Origin of the sequence: Lysobacter antibioticus, from assembly GCF_001442535.1 — a bacterium.
Lineage (GTDB): Bacteria > Pseudomonadota > Gammaproteobacteria > Xanthomonadales > Xanthomonadaceae > Lysobacter > Lysobacter antibioticus.
Genome location: NZ_CP013141.1, coordinates 2984454 through 3002371, shown reverse-complemented (window position 1 = coordinate 3002371; position 17918 = coordinate 2984454). Strand labels below are relative to the sequence as shown.

Sequence of the window (17918 nt, the reverse complement as noted above, 5' to 3'; positions counted from 1 at the left end):
CTGCTAAAGCTACGGCGATCTCTCCACTCCTGGTTCCTGGCTACTCGCCCTGATTACTGAACGCGTCGCCGAGCGTCCTGAACAGGCGCGCGACCGTTTTCGCTTACGAAAATTTGATCGGCCGGTAACGCCGGCGACGTTAACTTACGCCCATCGGAGAACAACCAACGGACGAAAGTCCGATGCAATCGCTCCGATACGGAAGGCCCGGACACCCGAGGAAATCTCGAAGGCCCGGGTCTTCTCATTGCGTGTTCGGTTAGTGCGCGCGCCCGGAACTCAGCTGCGTGGCGACAACGGCAACAGCGTCGCCGATTCTCCGCCGGCCGCGCCGTTCGGGCCGAAGCGTCGCTCGACGAAGGCGATCGAATCCGCATCGATCAACACCACCGTGCTGCATCGCGTGCCGTAGCGCTCGCCGAGCACGAACGGCGGCGACAGCATGCGTTCGAGTTCCAGCCCCACGCCGGTATCGGGCAGCGCCTCGTCGGGCGCGGGCGTGGAGTCGGCGAGCGCCGACAACAGCATTTCCAATTGGTCGGTGCCCGATTGCGGCGCGGTCGATGCCGACGAATCCAGCCACGACGACAAGGCGCGCGTGGCGTGAGTGCTCTTGGGCCACGGCGCGTCGAAGGCGCCGTTCGACATCGCATGCACGCCGGGCGCGACCGGCCGGGCGACGAAATGCGGATGATTGCTGGCGAACATCAAGGCCTCGCCGTCCCATAGCAGCAGATTGAAACGGCCGAACTCGGCCGCGTCGGGACGCAAGGCGTCGAGGTAGTCCGAGGCGCCGATACGATCGCGCACGAACTCGCGCACCAGTCCGCCGCGCGATCGCGGTGCGACCTCCGGGTTGAGCCCGGCGCGCACGTTAGTGACCGCAGCGAAGCGGCCCGCGCTCGACGCCATCAGCCAACTGCCGCCCTGGAGCAGGTCGCGGCCGCCGTAGACCTCGGGGCTGTCGGGGTCGGGCCCCGCGGCCGCGGTCGGGCGCTGATGGGCCTCGTCGCGATTGGCGATCAAGGCCAGGCGATAGCGAGGGTGGTGTTGCCAGGCGAGGGCGATCAGACACATCGCGCCATTCTAGCCGTGCCCGCGTCGCCGCATTGCTCACGGACGGCGGCGACGCGCAAGCGGCAAGCGTCGCAGCGCCGCCACGACGAATGGCAGGGGCGGCGCGGCGGGCCTGGCCATATTCTGGCCATCGTCTCATCGGCTGAGATCGCTCCACGTTCTGCTAGCTGGCGCAGAAGGGGAGACGTGTCGATGAATCGTGGTGCCAGGATGTTGCTGCAGTTGTTCGCGCCGGCCTTGGTGATCGCCGCCGGCGGCATCGCGGCCGGTACGGTATTGCTGGAGTTGGGCGACACGCCCGCCGGTGCGGCGTTCGCACCGATCGCACGATCGTTGCAGCTCGGCAGCGTATGCGCCGGCTTCACGATGATGATGTATTCATTCTGGCGTCTGTGGCGCTGGGAACGCGGCTTGGAGCCGCAATGCCCTTGTGGCGGCCTGTTGTCGCGGCCCTCGTCCGGCCGTCGTGGCCACACCCGGCGATGCCTGGGCTGTCGCCGTTCTCATTCAGAAAACTGATCCCAATGCTCGCAACCGCCGCCGCCATCCGATGCACCGTGACCGCCTGGCAGGCGGCGGCGCGGATGAGCGCGGCGGAACGCGCGGAGTCGGTGGCGGAGCCGCAGGAAGCCGGCGATGCCGCGGCCGCTTCGATGGCAACGGCGTTTACGGCCGACGACGACGCCGGCGAGCCGAACTGAGCCCGGCGCTCGCGCACTCCTGCTGCGCGGGTCGGGCGCATCGCAAAAACAAAGGGCCTAGCCTTGCGGCTAAGCCCTTGTTTTTTCATGGTGCCGGAGGTGGGACTCGAACCCACACGCTTTTAAGGGCGGCGGATTTTGAGTCCGCTGCGTCTACCGATTCCGCCACTCCGGCAGCGGACGCGCAGTATAGCGAGCCGAACGCTCGGCGTCTGCATGCTTTGAACGAGGCACGGCGTTTGGGTTGTGCCGGGGTTCGTCAGATGCCCACCTGCCCATGCCTTCAATTTGCCGGGTCGGGTCGAAGTGACTCTCGCCATTGCAGTGGTAGAGGGCTCAGAAACCGCCGTAGCGCGCCATCGCCGCGGCCAGCACGAAGATCGCCGCGATCAGGACCAATTCGAAACGCACCAGACCGCGCATCTTCGCCACTTCGCCGGCGTCCGGCAGATAGGCCGGGTTGAGCGACAAGGCCTTGCGCCAGCGCAGGAAGCGTACGGTCGGCAGGATCGACAGCAGGCCGACCAGAACGTAGGCGCCGAGCTTGGCGTGGAACCACGGGTTGTGCAGGTAGAAATCGTGACCTTTGACGCCGTACCACACGCGCGCCAGGCCGATCAGCAGCAACAGGCCGGCGCAGCCGCCGTAGCCGGAGTCGAGACGGGCCAGGCGTTGCAGCACGCCGCCGTCGATAGGGCCGCGCAACAAGATCGATTCGGCGACGAGCATCGACACCAGGGCGAAGATCAGCAGGTGGTGCGAGGCAGCGAGCAACAGGTCGGTCAGCATCGTCTGATCTCCGGGCGGCGGCTGAGAGAGGCAATAAGCGAACGCGCGGATGCTACCCGGTGTCGGGCGCGCCGGCATGGGCCATCGGCAGGTTGTGTGGGGCGCCGTGATGTAAGGATGGCGCGTCTGCGCGCCGCTCATCAGGCTTGCCGGCGATGCGATGCCGCGGCGCCGCGGTGCGGCGCACGGCGGCTCAGGCCGCTTCGTCGGTTTCCAGCGACTTGTCGACGCGGCGGAACCACTCGCCATCGCGTGGCACGAACATCGAGCAGGCTTCCATCGGCGCCTTGTAGATGTGCAGGGACACGGCGACCGAGTCGTTACTGGCGTTGCGGATGGTGTGGTACTCGTGCGGCGGGATCAGGCTGCCGGCGCTGCCCGGGCCGGCATGCATGCCGCCGGCGGCGCGGAAACGGAAGTTCTCGCCGTTGCGTTCGAGCAGTTCGAACTGGGTGATTTCGAGTTCGCCGTCCCAAACGCCTTCGACGCACCACAGGCCACTGTGGTCGTGCATCGGCGTGCCCTGGCCTGGGCCCCAGGTCATCGCCACGACGCTGTAGCCGAGCTGCGGGCTGCGGTAGATCTCGCGCCGGGCGTAGTGATCGTCGATCGGATCGAACACGCAGTCGGGCAGGTGCACGTCGCGGTCGCGGATCATCTTGCACAGGGTATTGCGCAGGGCCGCGGTGACCGCGTGTTCGTCGCCGCAGCCGACGGCATCGTCGATGGCGGCGACCAGCTTGTCGTGGCCGGGGAAGTCGAGGTCGGGCAGGGCGTCGGTGGCGTTCATGCGGTCCATTCTACGCCTGTCCTAGCGTCCCCGCAGCTCGGCCAGGAATCCTGCGACGGCCGGCCCAAAACGGCCGATGTCGACCAGGAAGGCGTCGTGCCCCTGCGGCGATTCCAACGGCAGGAAGCGCGAATCGGCGCCGCCGGCGCTCAGGCCCTCGGCGATTTCCTGCTGTTGCTGCAAGGGGAACAGGATGTCGGTTTGGACGCCGATCGCCAGGGCCTTCTCGACCCGGATCGAGGCCAGGCCGAGTCGCACCTGTTCATCATTGTCGGCGAGGGGCTGGCCGCAGTAATCGCCCAGGTCGAACCAGTCCATCGAACGGCTGAGGTAGAGGTAGCAGTTGGGGTCGAAACGGCGGACGAAGCGGCGGGCGTGGCCTTCGAGGTAGCTTTCGACTTCGAACTCCAGCCCGAACGGTTCGTCGTCGGCGCGGTCCGAGTCCAGACGCACGCGGCCGAAGCGGCCGTCCCATTCCAGCGCCGAACGATAGGTGATGACGCCAAGCTTGCGCGCCATGCGCATGCCGGACTCGGGGTAATGCGCGTCGTCGTAGCGGCCCAGGTTCCATTGCGGGTCCAGGCGGATCGCCTCGCGCTGCAGCGAGCGGATCGCGATCGAGAACGGCAAGGCGCGGGCGGCGCCGGAGATGTTGATGTGGTTGCGCGCCAGGCCCGGATGACGGATCAACAAGGCCAGCGCGGTCATGCCGCCCATCGAATTGCCGATCACGCAGGCCAGGTGCTCGATGCCGAGCGCGCCCACGACGTGAGCGGCCGCATCGGCGCCGTCTTCGACCGACAGTTCGGGGAATTCGAGGCGGTACAGCTCGCCGGTAACCGGGTCGACCGAGGCCGGGCCGGTCGAGCCCTTGCAACTGCCCAGCGAGTTCACGCAGATCACGAACCAGTGCTGGCTGTCGATCGGCTTGCCCGGGCCGAGCATCGCCTCCCACCAACCCGGTTCCGGATTGCCGGCGTTGGCGGCGGCGTGCGCGTCGGGCGACAGGCCGGTGACGATCAGGATGGCGTTGTCGCGGGCGGCATTGAGCTCGCCCCAGGTCTCGTAGGCGATGCGGGCGCCGTGCAGCGCGCCGCCGCGTTTCATCGGAAACGGCGATGGCAGGTCGATGTGGCGGGTGCCGGGCGGAATGAATTCGGTCATGCCTTAACGCTCGTCTGGCCGGCCGTGGGCCGGTGTCCTTGGGGTCGGAGGGGAAGGGCGGAGCGGGAAGCTGACGCTTGCGAAGTTCGTTTCGTCCGCTCGCCCGCAGCGATCGCGGTGCAGCCTAAACCATAGGCCCGGCGTGCGTCGCAGCACCATCCGTTCTGTCGTCATGAGCCCGTTCCGATGGCGAAACAGGCCTCGTTTTGCCGCTGGACGGCCCCGAACCGGACCGACCCGGCGGCGCTCATTCGACCACGCGATCGATCACGATCTCGACCGTGCCGTTGTCGGCCACGCGCGCGATGGCCGGCGCAGAGGCGAGGTCGCCAGGCTGCGGGATCGCATTGCCCGAGGCCGATATGCGGGCGAGCACCTGCACCTGCGCGAGCTGGGACAGTTTCATGGTCGGCATCGGGCTGTCGCCGTCGTCGAGCCGGACCTCGATCGGGAAATCCTTGGCTGCGTGTTTCTCGACCGCGACCGGCATCGGCGCGCCATTGGGCTGGCGAGCGAGCACGAACAGGCTGGCGTTGGCCGGCAGCTTCGCCGCCAGGGCCGGCGCCAGGCTGACCTTGACGGTGAGGCCGGGGCCCGCGACAGCGGGTCGAGCGGCTTGGGTCGGTGTCTGCGCCGGCGCCTGCATCGGTTCGAGGCCGGCTTCCAGGCGCGCGCCGTTGATCTGTTCGAGCAGGCTGGCGGCGGTGCGCGCATCGACTACGGCGAGCAGCGGCTCCCAGGTCTTGGCCGCTTCGGCCGGTTGCTCGGCCTGGCGCTGGGCGATGCCGAGGAACCAGCGCGCGCGCTGGTGCATCGGCTGCTGTTGCAGGGCGTGCTGCAGCATGGACACGGCTTCTGCATCGAAGCGACGGTCCGGCATCGCCAGCGCGCGCGCCTCGGCGGCTTCGGCGAGCAGGTCGGGGTTGTCGGGGGCAAGCTTGACCGCACGCGCATAGGCATCGCGCGCTTTCTCGCTCAGGCCTTCGGCGGTGTAGGCGCTGGCGAGCAGGCGCCAGCCTTCGATCTGGTTCGGATCGCGTTCGAGCTCGGCTTCGAGTTGGGTCACCGCTTCGGCGAGGGTCTGCGGAGCCTTGACCTGCTGCGGATTGAGTGCGGCCGGCGTGCCAATCGCGAGGTACAGCGCCGCGGTCACCGCCGCCAGCGCCAGGCCGACGCCGGCACCGAGCCACGGCCGCGAGCGCCACAGCGGATACAGGGCGAACCCAAGCGCGAACACGACCAGGGTCGCGCCCGCCACCACGAACATCGTCATCGACGTCGAACCCATCGCCACGGCCATCACCACTCTTGCTCGTCGTCGGCCGGTGCCGGAGTCGATGCGGCGCTGCGCTGGCGCACGATGCGCGCCACCACGAAGCCGCCGGCCAGCAGCACCAGGGCCGGGCCGAACCACAGCAGCCAGGTCTTGGATTCGACCTGCGGCCGGTAGAGCACGAACTCGCCGTAACGCGCGACCAGGAAGTCCTTGATCTCGGTGTCGTCCTTGCCTTGGCGCATCAATTCCAACACCTCGCGGCGCAGGTCCTGGGCGATCTGGGCGTTGGAATCGGCCAGCGACTGGTTTTGGCACATCACGCAGCGCAGCTCGGCGACGAGGGCGTGGAAGCGCCGTTCTTCGCCGCTGTCGTTGAAGCTCAACGGCACCGGGTCGCTGGCCGGCTGCGCAGCGAGCGGCGCGGCGAGGGCCAGGGGGAGCAGCAGTGCGAACAAAAGCGGCCGCAGCAGCCTGGTTGCGGCGCGGCGCGGCGAGTTCTTCCCGCAGCCGTTCATCGCGCCTTCTCGACTTCCGCCAACTTCGGCAGCAATTCGTCGCGGATAGTCGCGTCGGTCAGCGGGCCCACGAACTTCCAGCGCACGATGCCCTTGCCGTCGACCAGGAAGGTTTCCGGCGCGCCGTAGATGCCCCAGTCGATCGCCGACTTGCCTTCGAAGTCGGTGACCACGACCCAGTAGGGGTTGCCGAACTGTTCGAGCCAACGCAGCGCGTCGGCGTGTTCGTCCTTCCAGTTGAAGCCGATCACGCGCACGCGCTTGGTCTCGGCGAAACGGGTCAGCACCGGATGTTCGTCGCGGCAGGCCGGGCACCAACTGCCCCAGACGTTGAGCAGGTAGGGCTCGCCGCGCAGATCGTCGGACGAGAGCAGGCGCCCGGCCTCGTGCAGCACCGGCAGTGAGAACGCCGGTGCCGGCTTGCCGATCAACGGTGACGGCAGCGCCTCGCGGTTCGGCTTGCGGCTCAGCCAGACGCCGGCGGCGAGCAGCACGGCCAACGCAGCGAATACCGCCAACGGCAACCAGCGGCTGTTGTTGCCGCGCGGGGTGGGGGTATTCATGCCTGTTCTCCTGCAATGGATCCTGCGACCACAGCGCTCGCAGTCGACACCGCCGGACGCGGCTCGGGCGAGCGTTCGCCGGGCTCGCGCACATCGGCCTCGCGCGCGTCGGCCTTGACGCGGAAACGCCGGTCGGCCGCTGCGACGAAACCGCCGAGCATCATCAGCAAAGCGCCCAGCCAGACCCAGCGCACGAACGGTTTGATATGCACGCGTACGGCCCAGGCGCCGTCGCCCAGCGATTCGCCGAGGGCGACATACAGATCGCGGGTGATGCCGCGCTCGATCGCCGCTTCGGTCATGACCTGGCCGCCGCTGGCGTAGGCGCGCTTTTCCGGATGCATGACCGCGAGCACTTCGTCGCCGTCGAACACGGTCACGGTGCCGTAGTCGGCTTCGTAGTTGGGTCCGACGCGATGGGCGACGCTGTCGAAGCGGAACGCGTAGCGGCCGAGGTCCAGGCTCTTGCCCGGCGCGAGCGCGACTTCGCGCTGCACGCTGAGACCTTCGACCAACAGCGCGCCGACCAGGAACACGGCGACGCCGAGATGGGCCAGGGTCATGCCGAGCATTTCGGCGGTGTAGCGGGTGCCGTTGCCGCGCACGCGCGTCCACACGAAGCGAAGAGTGCCGGCCGCGACCCACACCGCGCCGCCGACGCCGGCGGCGACTTTCCACGGCCCCTGCGGCGCGAGGAAATAGGCCGCGATGGCCGCGCCGAGGGCGAGACCGGCCCAGGGCACCAGCATCGCCAGGGGGCGCGAGGGTTGCTCGCGCTGCCAGCGGAACAGCGGGCCGAACGGCAGCAACAGCACCAGCGGCGCCATCAGCAGCACGAACATCAGCGAGAAGTACGGCGGGCCGACCGAGATCTTGCCGAGCTCCAGGGCATCGGCCAGCAACGGATACAAGGTGCCCAGCAGGACCATCGCGCAGGCGGTGGCGAGCAGCAGGTTGTTGGCGAGCAACAAGGTCTCGCGCGAACTGAGCTCGAACGGCTTGCCGCCGTCGTCGTCGCCGGACGGCACGCGCAAGGCGTACAGCAGCAGCGAGCCGCCGATGACGATGCCGAGGAAGATCAGCACGAACAGGCCGCGCGAGGGATCGGCGGCGAACGTGTGCACGCTGGTCAGCACGCCGGAGCGGACCAGGAAGGTGCCGAGCAGCGACAGCGAGAACGCAGCGATGGCCAGCAACAGGGTCCAGCCGCGGAAACTGCCGCGTTTTTCGGTGACCGCCTGCGAATGCAGCAGGGCGGCGCCGGCGAGCCAGGGCATGAAGCTGGCGTTCTCGACCGGGTCCCAGAACCACCAGCCACCCCAGCCGAGTTCGTAATACGCCCACCACGAGCCCAGGGCGATGCCGAGGGTGAGGAAGGCCCAGGCGATGTTGGTCCACGGCCGCGTCCAGCGCAGCCAGCGCGCGTCGACTTTGCCGTCGAGCAAGGCGGCGATGGCGAAGGCGAACGGCACCGAGAAGCCGACGTAGCCGATGTACAGCATCGGCGGATGGATGATCAGGCCCGGGTCCTGCAGCAGCGGATTGAGATCGCGGCCTTCGGCGACCGCCGGCAACAGGCGCGCGAACGGATTGCTGGTGAAGATCAGGAAGGCGAGGAAGCCGACGCTGATCACGCCCATGACCGCGAGCACGCGCGAGATCACCTCGGGCGGCAAGGCCTTGGAGAAACGCGCGACCGCGGCGGTCCACAGCGCCAGCACCAGCGCCCACAGCAGCAGCGAACCTTCGTGCGCGCCCCATACCGCCGAATAGCGATACGCCATCGGCAGCAGCGAATTGCTGTTCTCGGCGACGTAGCGCAGCGAGAAGTCCTGGGTCACGAAGGCTTCGGTCAGGATCGCGAAGGCGAAGCCGACCAGGATCAGCTGCGCGTACGCGGCCGGCCGCGCGATCGCCATCCACGGCGCGATGCCGCGATGCGCGCCGAGCATCGGCAGGCTGGCCTGCACGATGGAAATCAGCAGGGCGAGGATCAGGGCGATCTGGCCGAGTTCAGGCAGCATGGGAGTCGCCCTTGGAGAGGATCAGGGATGGGGCAACAGCAACGGCAAATCCCCCTCGGCCCCCCTCAAACAAAGGGGGAAGACCAGCGGAGCTAGCACAGCGGGCAGATTCTCGAGAACTCGCCCAAGCCGTTCCCCCCTTTGTTTGAGGGGGGCAGGGGGGATTTGCTCTCGCTACCGCCACGGTCACTGCGATCAACGCGCCGGCTCCGCGCCGCCGGGGGCGGCGACGTCGTGCTTCTTGTGCGCCGCGCCCATCTTGTCGGCGACTTCCTTCGGCATGTAGGTCTCGTCGTGCTTGGCGAGGATTTCCTCGGCGACGAAGGTGTCGCCCTGCATGCGGCCGGTCGCGACCACCGCCTGCTTCTCGCGGAACAGGTCGGGCAGGATGCCGGTGTAAGCCACGGCCAATTCGGCGTCGCCGTCGGTGACGCGGAACTGCGAGTCCAAAGTGCCCTGGGTGCGTTTGAACGAGCCGGCCGCGACCATGCCGCCGAGGCGGAAACGCGCACGCTCGCTGGCTTCGCCGCGCAGGATCTCGCTCGGCGTGTACAGGTAGGCGACATTGCGCTGTAAAGCGGTGGCGACCAAGGCGGTCGCGACGCCGGCGGCGGCGACCAGTCCGACCACCCAGAGCAGGCGACGACGGCGAGTGGGGTTCATCGGCTCAATTCACTTGTCTGGCTGCGCGCTGCGCTGCGGGCCGCGCGCGCGCGCGCCAGGCGCAACTCGCGGCGGACCTGCAGGCGGCCGGCGACGAAGTCCCAGCCCAGCACGATGGCGAAAACCGCATACGCGGCGATGATGTATTCCTGGTATTCCATTATCGACGGCCCTCGCTGTTGGCACCTGCGAGTTCGGCGACCCAGGCCTTGCCCTGTTCGCGACGCAGATTGTCGGCGCGCGCCCGCGTCAGCAGGGCGCCGATGAACCACAGCTTGGTGCCGACGATCATCCAGATCAGCGGCGCCATCATGCTCGCGTCCATGCTCGACTTGCCGAGCAGGCTGATGGTCTGGCCTTGGTGCAGCGAGTTCCACCACACCACCGAGTAACGGATCACCGGCAGCAGGGCGACGCCCACGATCGCCAGCAAGGCCGCGGCGCGCGCCGCGGCACGGCGATCGTCGATGGCGTTGTACAGGCCGATCACGCCGAGGTACAGGAACAGCAGGATCAGCTCGGTGGTCAGGCGCGGGTCCCAGTCCCACCAGGTGCCCCACATCGGCTTGCCCCAGATCGAGCCGGTCGCAAGCGTGATGATGGTGAAGCCGGCGCCGATCGGCGCGCAGGCCATGGCCAGGATCTCGCACAGCTTGATCCGCCAGATCAGGGCGATGGCGGCATAGAACGCCATCAGGGCGAACACCGCCATGCTCATCCAGGCGCTGGGCACGTGGATGTAGAGGATGCGGAAGCTGTCCTTCTGCTGGTAGTCGGCCGGCACCAGGAACAGGGCCGAGTACAGGCCCCAGGCCATGACCAGCAAGCCCAGGCCGTAGCCCCACGGCGCCCAGCGCGCGGCGAAGCGGTCGAAGTAGGGCGGCGAGCCGAGTGTGTGGAACCAGCGGACGAGGGGATTCATTCAGTGGTTCGTTCGGGGTCTGGGTGTCTGGGTCGCGAGCGGCCTGGAGCGGTGGGACGCGGCCAAGCGGCGGCCGCGCAGGATCTGTTCGGTGCGATCAGTTCAATGCGATGCGGATCGCCGCGGCGGCCGCCAGCGGCGCCAGCAACAGGGCGACCACCAGGCCGGCGGCCAGCAACAGCAACGCGCCTAGCGGGTCCAATCCCTGGGCCGAGCGAGCCACACTGCCCGCCCCGAACACTAGCACCGGGACATACAGCGGCAGCGCCAACAAGGCCACAAGGATACCAGAGCGCCGCATCCCGACCGTCAGTGCGGCCACCACCGCGCCGAGCAGACTCAGCAGCGGCGTGCCCAACGCCAGCGAGGCCAGCAGCACCGGCAATTGCTCGCGCGGCAGGTACAGCAGCTCGGCGAGGAAGGGGGTGGCGACCAGCAGTGGCAGGGCGGTGGTGGCCCAGTGCATGAAGGTGCGCACCGCGACCAGCCAGCCCAGCGGCACCGGCGCCAGCATCCATTGCTCCAGCGAGCCGTCCTCGGCGTCGCCGCGGAACAAGGTGTCCAGGGCGAGCAGGCCGGCCAGCAGCGCCGACAGCCACAGCACGCCGCCGGATACCTTCGACAGGGCCTGCTTCTCGCCGCCCAGGGCCAGAGCGAACAGCACCACCACCAGCAAGGCGAACAGCGCCGGCTGCAGCGCGTCGCCGCGGCGGCGCCACAGCAGGCGCAGGTCGCGCGCCATCAGGGCGCGGGCCGAGCCGATCAGGCCGGGCGTGGCGGCGGCCAGGCTGGGATTGCGTTGACGCGCGCTCATGCCGCCTTCTCCATGACCAGCATGCGAGTGCGCACCGGCGGCGCGGCATAAGCGCCGTGGGTGGTGACCAGGGCGGCGCCGCCCTCGCGCAGGTGGGCCTGGACCATGCGATTGACCAGTTCGATACCTTCCAGGTCGAGATTGGCGTAGGGCTCGTCGAGCAGCCACAGCGGCGCCGGCGCCATCCACAGGCGGGCCAGCGACAGGCGTTTCTTCTGTCCGGCCGAAAGCTGGCGGGCGAGGGCATCCTCGTAGCCGGCCAGGCCGACGATGGCCAGGGCGTTCTCGGGCAGCTGACCGCGCCGGCGCCCCTGCAGGCCGCACAGGAAGTCGAGGTTCTCCATCGCGCTGAGGTCGGCCTTCAGTCCGGGCAGATGGCCGAGGTAAGCGATCGCGCGGGCGCGGCGCGCCGGGTCGGACGGTTCGCCGTCGAGTTCGATCTCGCCCTCGTCGGCCCGCAACAGGCCGGCCAGCACCCGCAGCAGGGTGGTCTTGCCGGCGCCGTTGTCGCCCTGCACCAGCAAGGCCTCGCCGGCGTCGACTGCGAAGTCGAGCGGCCCGAACACGGGTTCGTCGTTGCGCGCAAAGCGCAGTCCGCGGGCTTGCAACAGCGGCGGGGCGGTACGTTCGTGTGGGGTCATCGGTCGGGTGCGGGCGCCCGGTCGGGCCGCGGAGCGCGCATTTTATGCGAGTCCGCCGCAAATCCCCCATGAGCGGGCGAGGGCGGTCGCGCCGGCCCGGATCGCGCCTGGCTCAATCGCCGAGCCAGTCGGTGTATTCCGAGCGCTCGGCATTGGCCGGGCGCGCGATCAGCATGCGCAAGCGCACCGGCTCGCCACGGCGCCAGGCGAGCACCCCGGCCTGGCCGAAGTCGCGGGCCAGGGCATGGGCGAGGCTTTCGTCGAGGTCGGCCAGCAGCCAGCCCGGCTCGCGCCATTCGCCGGCGGTGTCTTCGGCCCAGGCGGCATGGCGTTGCACCCCGGCGGCATCCAGGCGCGCCACCAGTCGCTCGTCGGCGGCGCGGTTGGCGCTGTCGGAATGCGGTTCGGAGGCCGGGTTCCAGGCAGTCACGAACATATAGTGTGTCGCCGGCCAGTACGCTTCGAGGTCCCCGGCCGGGCGGCCGACCCGCAAGGGCAGCGCGTCTCCGTCCAGGGCCACCGCATAGTCCGCGGCGGCATAAGCGACCGCCAGTTCGGCTGCATTGACGACTTGTAGTTCGCGCATGGCGCCAGTGTCCCGACCCGGGGCGGACAGCGCAATGCCCGTTGATCGGCGGCTGTCCAATGCGTCGGGCGCATATCGATATGTCGACTCGGACGGCTTGCCGCCGGATGCGATCTAACGGCCTGCAACACCGCGCCGTTACACTCGATGCCCCGTACGCGATTCGTCCCCGCCCATGACGCTCGAAACCAAGCTGCCGAAAGTCGGCACCACCATCTTCACCGTGATGTCGCAGCTCGCCCTCGAGCATCAGGCGGTCAATCTGGGTCAGGGCTTTCCCGACTTCGATGTGCCGGGGAGGCTGGTCGAGTCGTTGGCGCGGGCGATGAAGGACGGCAAGAACCAATACGCGCCGATGACCGGCATCCCGGCCCTGCGCCAGGCCATCGCCGCCAAGACCGAGCGTTGCTACGGCCATCGGCCCGATGCCGACAGCGAGGTCACCGTGGTGTCCGGCGCGAGCGAGGCGATCTTCGATGCGGTCCAGGCGGTGGTCCGCCCGGGCGAAGAGGTGATCGTGCTCGACCCCTGCTACGACAGCTACGAGCCGGCCATCGATCTGGCCGGCGGCCGCGCCGTGCATGTCCCGCTCGACCCGCAGACCTTCGCCGTCGACTGGGACCGGGTGCGCGCCGCGATCACCCCCAAGACCCGGCTGTTGATGATCAACTCGCCCCACAACCCGTCCGGGGCCATGTTCGGCGCGAGCGACATCGCGCGCCTGAGCGAGTTGCTGCGCGACCACGATATCTGGCTGTTGTCGGATGAGGTCTACGAGCACATCGTGTTCGACGGGCTGCGCCACGAGTCGATCCTGCGCTACCCGGAGTTGCGCGCGCGCGCCTTCGTGGTGTCGAGCTTCGGCAAGACCTACCACTGCACCGGCTGGAAGATCGGCTACTGCATCGCGCCGCCGGCGTTGTCGGCCGAATTGCGCAAGGTCCATCAGTACAACAGCTTCTGCAGCTTCGCCCCGGCGCAGTGGGCTTTCGCCGAGATGATCGAGGCCGAGCCTGAGCACTACCTGGGCCTCGGCGAGTTCTACCAGGCCAAGCGGGATCGGTTTCGCGAGCAACTTTCGACCACGCGCCTGAAGCCCCTGCCGGTACCGGGCGGCTACTTCCAACTGGTCGACTACTCGGCGATCAGCGACCTCGACGACGCGGCCTTCTGCCGTTGGCTGACGATAGAGAAGGGCGTCGCGGCGATTCCGCTGTCGCCGTTCTACGAGTCGCCGCCGGCCGGCCAACGATTGGCGCGCCTGTGCTTCGCCAAGAACGAAGCGACCCTGGACGCGGCGATCGAACGCCTGGCCAAACTTTGAGTCGCAACTCTAGATTGCACTTTTTTCGTCGACCCACTTGCCGAAAGCTTTGACTTCGGTCTAATCTTCGTCTACGAGTGTCGTCAGACACGCGTTTAACGGTACTACCGTGCTGTAGGGGAGTTCATGGACAGAACGATGATTACGCGTCGCGCGACTCGCGCGGCCTTACTTTCGCGACCCGGTGCAGAAAGGGCAGGCGTGTTACGCACTGCCGCTGCAAAGGTGTCAGCCGTCTCATTTTGGCCGGCTTCGGTCCGACAAATCCGTTACCAACAATGACCGCGGCGGGGCCAGTCGCGACGCACTGGCGAGTCCAGGCGTGGCTGGCGGCCTCAGCGGCGATTTCGTGCGTCAGTTCAATCAAATAAAGCCGGGGAAAGCGTGAGACATACAACTGCAACCAGCCCTCGTTTGTGGGTCGCGATTTTGCTGGCGATTGCGCTGGCGGGCTGCGCCACTCGACCCGCGCCGGATTTCGGCGGCCGCTGGAAGCCGGTCAACCGGTATTCCGAGGCACCGAGCGAAATTCCGCTGCACCAGTCCTACGTGTTCTATCCGTCGCCGATGGACGGCACGTTGAAGAACATGCTGACGCGCTGGGCGACGGATTCGAATATGACCCTGGATTACCAGCATTATTCGGACTTCACCCTGCATCAGGCGGTGTCGCTGATCCACACCACCAGCCTGCCCGACGCGGTCTCGCAGCTGAATTCCGCGTATGCCGCGCAAGGCGTGGTCGTCGCCCGCGAAGGCGACAAGATCGTGGTCCGCTCGGCCGTCGCCGCGCCGGCGCCGGGCCCCGCCGCGGCGCTGCCCGAGCCGGAGTCGAAGGCTGGCCATCACGCCAAGACCAAGAGCGAGGCGGCCCCGGCCGAATCGCCCTCCGCGGATGCGGCGCCCTCGTCGGTCTCGACGGCGGCGGTCGCGCAAGCCGCAGGTCCGACGCCTTAACCATCGACCGGCTAACGCCGACCCGCCTGGGCGATCCGGTCTGCGTGCGCGAGCACGCGCGGTCGCCGGCAACGATTCCAGTTATGGATGCAACATAAGATGTTCGGAAAAAAGCCCGTAACTCCGCAGATCGAGAACGCCGTCGCCAAGGCGGCCAACTACGAAGTCACCGTCGCCGACATTGCGCGACGCAGCGAACGCCGTGCCTGGATGGTGGCGTTCGCCTCGTTGGTGATGTCGCTGATCCTGGCCGGCGGATATTTCTACTTCCTGCCGCTCAAGGAAAAGGTGCCGTACCTGGTCATGGCCGATGCCTACACCGGCACCTCGACCGTGGCCCGCCTGCGCGACGACTTCGTCAATCCCAGCATCGCCAGCAGCGAAGCGATCAACAAGAGCAACATCTCGCACTTTGTGATGGCGCGCGAGTCCTACGACCACTCGCAGATCGGCGAGCGCGACTGGAACACGGTGTTCGCGATGGCGGCCCCGCACGTCACCAGCGGCTACTCGCAGTTGTACGGTAATACCAATCCGAACAACCCGATCACGATCTTCGGCAAGGCCAAGACGGTCCGGGTCAAGATCCTCAGCATCCAGCTCAACGGCGAGCAGAACACCGGTCCGAAGCCGAAAGTCGCCACGGTTCGTTTCCAGCGCAGCGTGCTGAATAAAGACACCGGGTCTTCCGAGCCCTTGGACAGCAAGATCGCCACGATCGAGTACCTGTACAAATCGAACCTCAAGATGGACGAGCGCAATCGCGTGCTCAATCCCTTGGGCTTCCAGGTGACCGGTTACCGCGTCGACAACGATTACGCCGCTTCGCCGCCGATCCAGAGCGAGTATCCGACCACGCCGGGCGCCGCTCCGGCTCCCGCGGCGCCGCAGGGCCAGCTCATGCCCGACGGCACCATGGCGCCGGCGCCTGCGTATCCCTCAGCTCCCGGCGCGGCTCCGCCCGCTCCCGGCGCCGCCCCAGGCTACCCGCCGACGGCACCGGCCCAGCCCGGTCAGCCCGGCGCGCCCGTTCCCCCCAATCCCGCCGCCAATCCGGCAACGACGCCGGCGGCACCCGCACCTGCACCGACTGGCAATGCGAATGGAGTCAGCAACCGATGAACTGCCTGCGTAAACACCGCTTGGCCGCCCTGCTGTTTCTGGCGGTTTCCGGCCTCGCGCTACCTGCCACGGCCCAGGTTATCCAGGAATACGAATACGAAGCCAACCGTATCTATCCGGTGCGTACCGGCCTGGGCATCACCACCCAGATCGAGCTGAGCCCGAGCGAGAACATCCTCGACTACAGCACCGGCTTCAGCACCGGCTGGGACCTGAGCCGCCGCGACAACGTCTTCTACATCAAGCCCAAGAACGTCGACGTCGACACCAACATGATGATCCGTACGAGCACGCACTCGTACATCTTCGAGTTGAAGGTCGTCGCCACCGACTGGCGCGTGCTCGAACAGGCCAAGCAGGCCGGCGTGCAGTACAAGATCAAGTTCGTCTACCCGAACGGCACCGAGTTTTCCGGCGCTCAGGAGACCAAGGTCGAGCCGGTTCCGGAGTTGAACACGACGCTCGACAAGAACCGCGTCTACAACTTCGACTACCAGTATTCGACCCGCAAGAAGCCGTCCTGGCTGGTGCCGACCAACGTCTACGACGACGGCCAGTTCACCTACATCAAGATCAGTGGACTGAAGAGCCTGCCGACCGGCAATTTCCCGGCCGTGTTCGGTCGCGAACGCGAAGGCAGCGAGGATTTCGTGGTCAACACCACGGTCGAGAACAACACGATCGTCGTCCACGGTACCTATCCCTACTTGATCATCCGGCACGGCAACAACGTCGTCGGTCTGCGCAGGAAGAAGCAGAAATGAGCCAGAACATGCCGCCCAACCCGCCTGGCCGCCCCGAGGACAACACGGGCACGTCGCAAGAAGGCAACTACGGCTACGCCGGTGCCAATCCCTATTACGGACAACAGGCCAGCGGTCCCGCGCCGGACCTGGATGCCGGTACCCCGACCCTGAAGTCCGCTGAAGCGCAGAAGCTCAACCGCAAGGCGCTGTTGTTCCTCGGCGGCATCGTGCTGTTGCTGATCATCGCCGCGCTGTGGATGTTCAACCGGGCGACTTCCGAGGACGACGAGTCGAAGAAGGTCAAGGAAGAGGAAATCAGCATCCCGGCGCTGCCCAAGCCGATCGAGACGCAGTTGCCTCCGCCGCAGCCGGTGCCGGAGATGCCGCCGTTGCCGATGGCCGAGCCGATGCCGCCGCCGCAGCCGCAGATGAACCAGCAGCCGCAGGAACAGGTAGAAGCCGGTCCGCGCGGCCCCAGCCTGATGGAACGCCGCATGGGCGAAATGGCCGGGCAGGGCGGCGGTAGCGGCCAAAGCAGCGAGGACCGCGTCGCGGCCCAGATCGCCGCGGCCGAAGCCCGTCTGAACCCGAAGCCCGCCGTCGTCGAGCCGCCGAAGGAAGTCGCCTTTGCCCAGCCGATCTATAACCCCGATACCTTGCTGGTTCGCGGTACGTACATCCGCTGCGTGATGGAGACCCGGATCGTCACCGACCTGCCGGGCTTCACCTCCTGCATCGTCACCGAGCCGACGTACTCGATCAACGGTCGTCGCCTGCTGCTGCCGAAGGGCTCCAAGATTTCCGGTCGCTACCAGAACGAGAACATCAACGGCCCGCGCGTTTCGGTCATCTGGGATCGCATCACCACCCCGAACGGCATCGACGTCAACATGGCCAGCCCGGGTATCGACAACCTCGGCGGTGCCGGCCATCCCGGCGATTTCAACGCGCACTGGGGCAGCCGTATCGCCTCGGCGCTGATGATCAGCCTGATCAGCGACGCGTTCAAATACGCAGCGGCCAAGAACGGTCCGGAGAGCACCACGGTTACCAACAGCGGCTTGGCCGTCCAGGAGCCCTACGAGAGCAACACCGCTCGAGCGATGGAGCGCCTGGCGAACCAGGCCCTGGACAAGAGCATCAACCGTCCGCCGACCGTGACCATCAACCAGGGCACGATCGTGAACGTCTATGTCGCCAAGGACGTCGACTTCTCGTCGGTCCTCAGGTGATATCGGCCACAG

At 67.4% G+C, this 17918-nt stretch carries 20 protein-coding genes, 1 tRNA gene and 1 pseudogene; 7 read left to right on the top strand and 15 right to left on the bottom strand.

Annotated features, from left to right (window positions below):
* Positions 1-279 precede the first annotated feature (279 nt).
* Positions 280-1077 carry an NRDE family protein gene (locus GLA29479_RS12140; protein WP_057917799.1) on the bottom strand — a complete coding sequence of 266 codons (798 nt, stop codon included), beginning with the start codon at positions 1075-1077 and terminating at the stop codon, positions 280-282.
* Positions 1078-1269: 192 nt separating this feature from the next.
* On the opposite strand from GLA29479_RS12140, the gene GLA29479_RS12135 reads away from it, so the two are divergent.
* Both GLA29479_RS12135 and GLA29479_RS25260 read left to right on the top strand, forming a co-directional pair.
* Positions 1270-1596 carry a hypothetical protein gene (locus GLA29479_RS12135; protein ID WP_144436498.1) on the top strand — a complete coding sequence of 109 codons (327 nt, stop codon included), beginning with the start codon at positions 1270-1272 and terminating at the stop codon, positions 1594-1596.
* A 5-nt stretch (positions 1597-1601) separates the two neighbouring features.
* On the top strand, positions 1602-1778 hold the full coding sequence (locus tag GLA29479_RS25260) for a hypothetical protein (RefSeq protein WP_169795650.1): 177 nt from the start codon (positions 1602-1604) through the stop codon (positions 1776-1778).
* Positions 1779-1866: 88 nt separating this feature from the next.
* On the opposite strand, the gene GLA29479_RS12130 is transcribed toward GLA29479_RS25260, so the two are convergent.
* The 14 genes from GLA29479_RS12130 to GLA29479_RS12065 all read right to left on the bottom strand — a co-directional run bounded on the left by GLA29479_RS12130 (position 1867) and on the right by GLA29479_RS12065 (position 12525).
* Positions 1867-1953 (bottom strand) — tRNA-Leu (locus GLA29479_RS12130).
* 161 nt (positions 1954-2114) lie between these two features.
* Complete coding sequence (locus tag GLA29479_RS12125) at positions 2115-2567, bottom strand: DUF2214 family protein (protein WP_057971744.1); 453 nt, start codon at positions 2565-2567, stop codon at positions 2115-2117.
* Between the two features lie 193 nt (positions 2568-2760).
* Positions 2761-3357, bottom strand: coding sequence for a cysteine dioxygenase family protein (locus GLA29479_RS12120; RefSeq protein WP_248842724.1), 597 nt, complete (start codon positions 3355-3357; stop codon positions 2761-2763).
* Positions 3358-3378: 21 nt separating this feature from the next.
* Positions 3379-4521 (bottom strand): homoserine O-acetyltransferase MetX, encoded by a 1143-nt coding sequence (gene metX, locus GLA29479_RS12115; RefSeq protein WP_057971742.1) that lies wholly within the window; start codon positions 4519-4521, stop codon positions 3379-3381.
* A gap of 247 nt (positions 4522-4768) precedes the next feature.
* The gene (locus GLA29479_RS12110) at positions 4769-5794 is read right to left on the bottom strand and encodes a tetratricopeptide repeat protein (protein ID WP_057973179.1); all 1026 of its coding nucleotides are present in this window, start codon (positions 5792-5794) and stop codon (positions 4769-4771) included.
* 26 nt (positions 5795-5820) lie between these two features.
* Positions 5821-6312 (bottom strand): cytochrome c-type biogenesis protein, encoded by a 492-nt coding sequence (locus GLA29479_RS12105; RefSeq protein ID WP_082638602.1) that lies wholly within the window; start codon positions 6310-6312, stop codon positions 5821-5823.
* Positions 6309-6875: a DsbE family thiol:disulfide interchange protein gene (locus tag GLA29479_RS12100; RefSeq protein WP_031370726.1), complete on the bottom strand. Its 567-nt coding sequence runs from the start codon at positions 6873-6875 to the stop codon at positions 6309-6311. The genes GLA29479_RS12105 and GLA29479_RS12100 overlap by 4 nt, the downstream gene beginning before the upstream one ends.
* Complete coding sequence (locus GLA29479_RS12095; RefSeq protein WP_082638600.1) at positions 6872-8899, bottom strand: heme lyase CcmF/NrfE family subunit; 2028 nt, start codon at positions 8897-8899, stop codon at positions 6872-6874. Before GLA29479_RS12095 ends, GLA29479_RS12100 begins: the two co-directional genes overlap by 4 nt.
* A gap of 195 nt (positions 8900-9094) precedes the next feature.
* Complete coding sequence (ccmE, locus tag GLA29479_RS12090) at positions 9095-9562, bottom strand: cytochrome c maturation protein CcmE (protein WP_057917805.1); 468 nt, start codon at positions 9560-9562, stop codon at positions 9095-9097.
* On the bottom strand, positions 9559-9723 hold the full coding sequence (gene ccmD, locus GLA29479_RS12085) for a heme exporter protein CcmD (protein WP_057917806.1): 165 nt from the start codon (positions 9721-9723) through the stop codon (positions 9559-9561). The genes ccmE and ccmD overlap by 4 nt, the downstream gene beginning before the upstream one ends.
* Positions 9723-10484 carry a heme ABC transporter permease CcmC gene (gene ccmC, locus GLA29479_RS12080; RefSeq protein ID WP_057917807.1) on the bottom strand — a complete coding sequence of 254 codons (762 nt, stop codon included), beginning with the start codon at positions 10482-10484 and terminating at the stop codon, positions 9723-9725. The genes ccmD and ccmC overlap by 1 nt, the downstream gene beginning before the upstream one ends.
* A gap of 97 nt (positions 10485-10581) precedes the next feature.
* The gene (gene ccmB / locus GLA29479_RS12075; RefSeq protein ID WP_057971741.1) at positions 10582-11298 is read right to left on the bottom strand and encodes a heme exporter protein CcmB; all 717 of its coding nucleotides are present in this window, start codon (positions 11296-11298) and stop codon (positions 10582-10584) included.
* Positions 11295-11939, bottom strand: coding sequence for a heme ABC exporter ATP-binding protein CcmA (gene ccmA / locus GLA29479_RS12070; protein WP_057917809.1), 645 nt, complete (start codon positions 11937-11939; stop codon positions 11295-11297). The genes ccmB and ccmA overlap by 4 nt, the downstream gene beginning before the upstream one ends.
* Positions 11940-12051: 112 nt before the next feature.
* Positions 12052-12525, bottom strand: a complete 474-nt coding sequence (locus GLA29479_RS12065) for a DUF3293 domain-containing protein (protein WP_057917810.1) — start codon at positions 12523-12525, stop codon at positions 12052-12054.
* 175 nt (positions 12526-12700) lie between these two features.
* Here GLA29479_RS12065 and GLA29479_RS12060 point away from each other — a divergent pair, with 175 nt between their 5' ends.
* The 5 genes and pseudogenes from GLA29479_RS12060 to GLA29479_RS12040 all read left to right on the top strand — a co-directional run bounded on the left by GLA29479_RS12060 (position 12701) and on the right by GLA29479_RS12040 (position 17906).
* On the top strand, positions 12701-13849 hold the full coding sequence (locus GLA29479_RS12060; RefSeq protein WP_057917811.1) for a pyridoxal phosphate-dependent aminotransferase: 1149 nt from the start codon (positions 12701-12703) through the stop codon (positions 13847-13849).
* 414 nt (positions 13850-14263) lie between these two features.
* Positions 14264-14626 (top strand): annotated as a pseudogene (locus tag GLA29479_RS12055) (hypothetical protein); the annotation flags it as partial.
* 279 nt (positions 14627-14905) lie between these two features.
* On the top strand, positions 14906-15928 hold the full coding sequence (locus GLA29479_RS12050; RefSeq protein ID WP_082639007.1) for a VirB8 family type IV secretion system protein: 1023 nt from the start codon (positions 14906-14908) through the stop codon (positions 15926-15928).
* Entirely contained in the window at positions 15925-16692 is a 768-nt protein-coding gene (locus GLA29479_RS12045) for a TrbG/VirB9 family P-type conjugative transfer protein (protein WP_031370737.1), read from the top strand. Before GLA29479_RS12050 ends, GLA29479_RS12045 begins: the two co-directional genes overlap by 4 nt.
* Entirely contained in the window at positions 16689-17906 is a 1218-nt protein-coding gene (locus tag GLA29479_RS12040) for a TrbI/VirB10 family protein (protein ID WP_057971739.1), read from the top strand. Before GLA29479_RS12045 ends, GLA29479_RS12040 begins: the two co-directional genes overlap by 4 nt.
* The last annotated feature ends 12 nt before the right edge of the window (positions 17907-17918 follow it).

Coding starts and splice junctions, on each gene's coding strand:
- ccmB (WP_057971741.1), bottom strand. CDS start 11,298: ATGAGCGCGCGTCAACGCAATCCCAGCCTGGCCGCCGCCACGCCCGGC.
- GLA29479_RS12050 (WP_082639007.1), top strand. CDS start 14,906: ATGTTCGGAAAAAAGCCCGTAACTCCGCAGATCGAGAACGCCGTCGCC.
- GLA29479_RS25260 (WP_169795650.1), top strand. CDS start 1,602: ATGCTCGCAACCGCCGCCGCCATCCGATGCACCGTGACCGCCTGGCAG.
- ccmC (WP_057917807.1), bottom strand. CDS start 10,484: ATGAATCCCCTCGTCCGCTGGTTCCACACACTCGGCTCGCCGCCCTAC.
- ccmD (WP_057917806.1), bottom strand. CDS start 9,723: ATGGAATACCAGGAATACATCATCGCCGCGTATGCGGTTTTCGCCATC.
- GLA29479_RS12110 (WP_057973179.1), bottom strand. CDS start 5,794: ATGACGATGTTCGTGGTGGCGGGCGCGACCCTGGTCGTGTTCGCGCTT.
- ccmE (WP_057917805.1), bottom strand. CDS start 9,562: ATGAACCCCACTCGCCGTCGTCGCCTGCTCTGGGTGGTCGGACTGGTC.
- GLA29479_RS12105 (WP_082638602.1), bottom strand. CDS start 6,312: ATGAACGGCTGCGGGAAGAACTCGCCGCGCCGCGCCGCAACCAGGCTG.
- metX (WP_057971742.1), bottom strand. CDS start 4,521: ATGACCGAATTCATTCCGCCCGGCACCCGCCACATCGACCTGCCATCG.
- GLA29479_RS12060 (WP_057917811.1), top strand. CDS start 12,701: ATGACGCTCGAAACCAAGCTGCCGAAAGTCGGCACCACCATCTTCACC.
- GLA29479_RS12100 (WP_031370726.1), bottom strand. CDS start 6,875: ATGAATACCCCCACCCCGCGCGGCAACAACAGCCGCTGGTTGCCGTTG.
- ccmA (WP_057917809.1), bottom strand. CDS start 11,939: ATGACCCCACACGAACGTACCGCCCCGCCGCTGTTGCAAGCCCGCGGA.
- GLA29479_RS12045 (WP_031370737.1), top strand. CDS start 15,925: ATGAACTGCCTGCGTAAACACCGCTTGGCCGCCCTGCTGTTTCTGGCG.
- GLA29479_RS12040 (WP_057971739.1), top strand. CDS start 16,689: ATGAGCCAGAACATGCCGCCCAACCCGCCTGGCCGCCCCGAGGACAAC.
- GLA29479_RS12065 (WP_057917810.1), bottom strand. CDS start 12,525: ATGCGCGAACTACAAGTCGTCAATGCAGCCGAACTGGCGGTCGCTTAT.
- GLA29479_RS12135 (WP_144436498.1), top strand. CDS start 1,270: ATGAATCGTGGTGCCAGGATGTTGCTGCAGTTGTTCGCGCCGGCCTTG.
- GLA29479_RS12095 (WP_082638600.1), bottom strand. CDS start 8,899: ATGCTGCCTGAACTCGGCCAGATCGCCCTGATCCTCGCCCTGCTGATT.
- GLA29479_RS12140 (WP_057917799.1), bottom strand. CDS start 1,077: ATGTGTCTGATCGCCCTCGCCTGGCAACACCACCCTCGCTATCGCCTG.
- GLA29479_RS12125 (WP_057971744.1), bottom strand. CDS start 2,567: ATGCTGACCGACCTGTTGCTCGCTGCCTCGCACCACCTGCTGATCTTC.
- GLA29479_RS12120 (WP_248842724.1), bottom strand. CDS start 3,357: ATGAACGCCACCGACGCCCTGCCCGACCTCGACTTCCCCGGCCACGAC.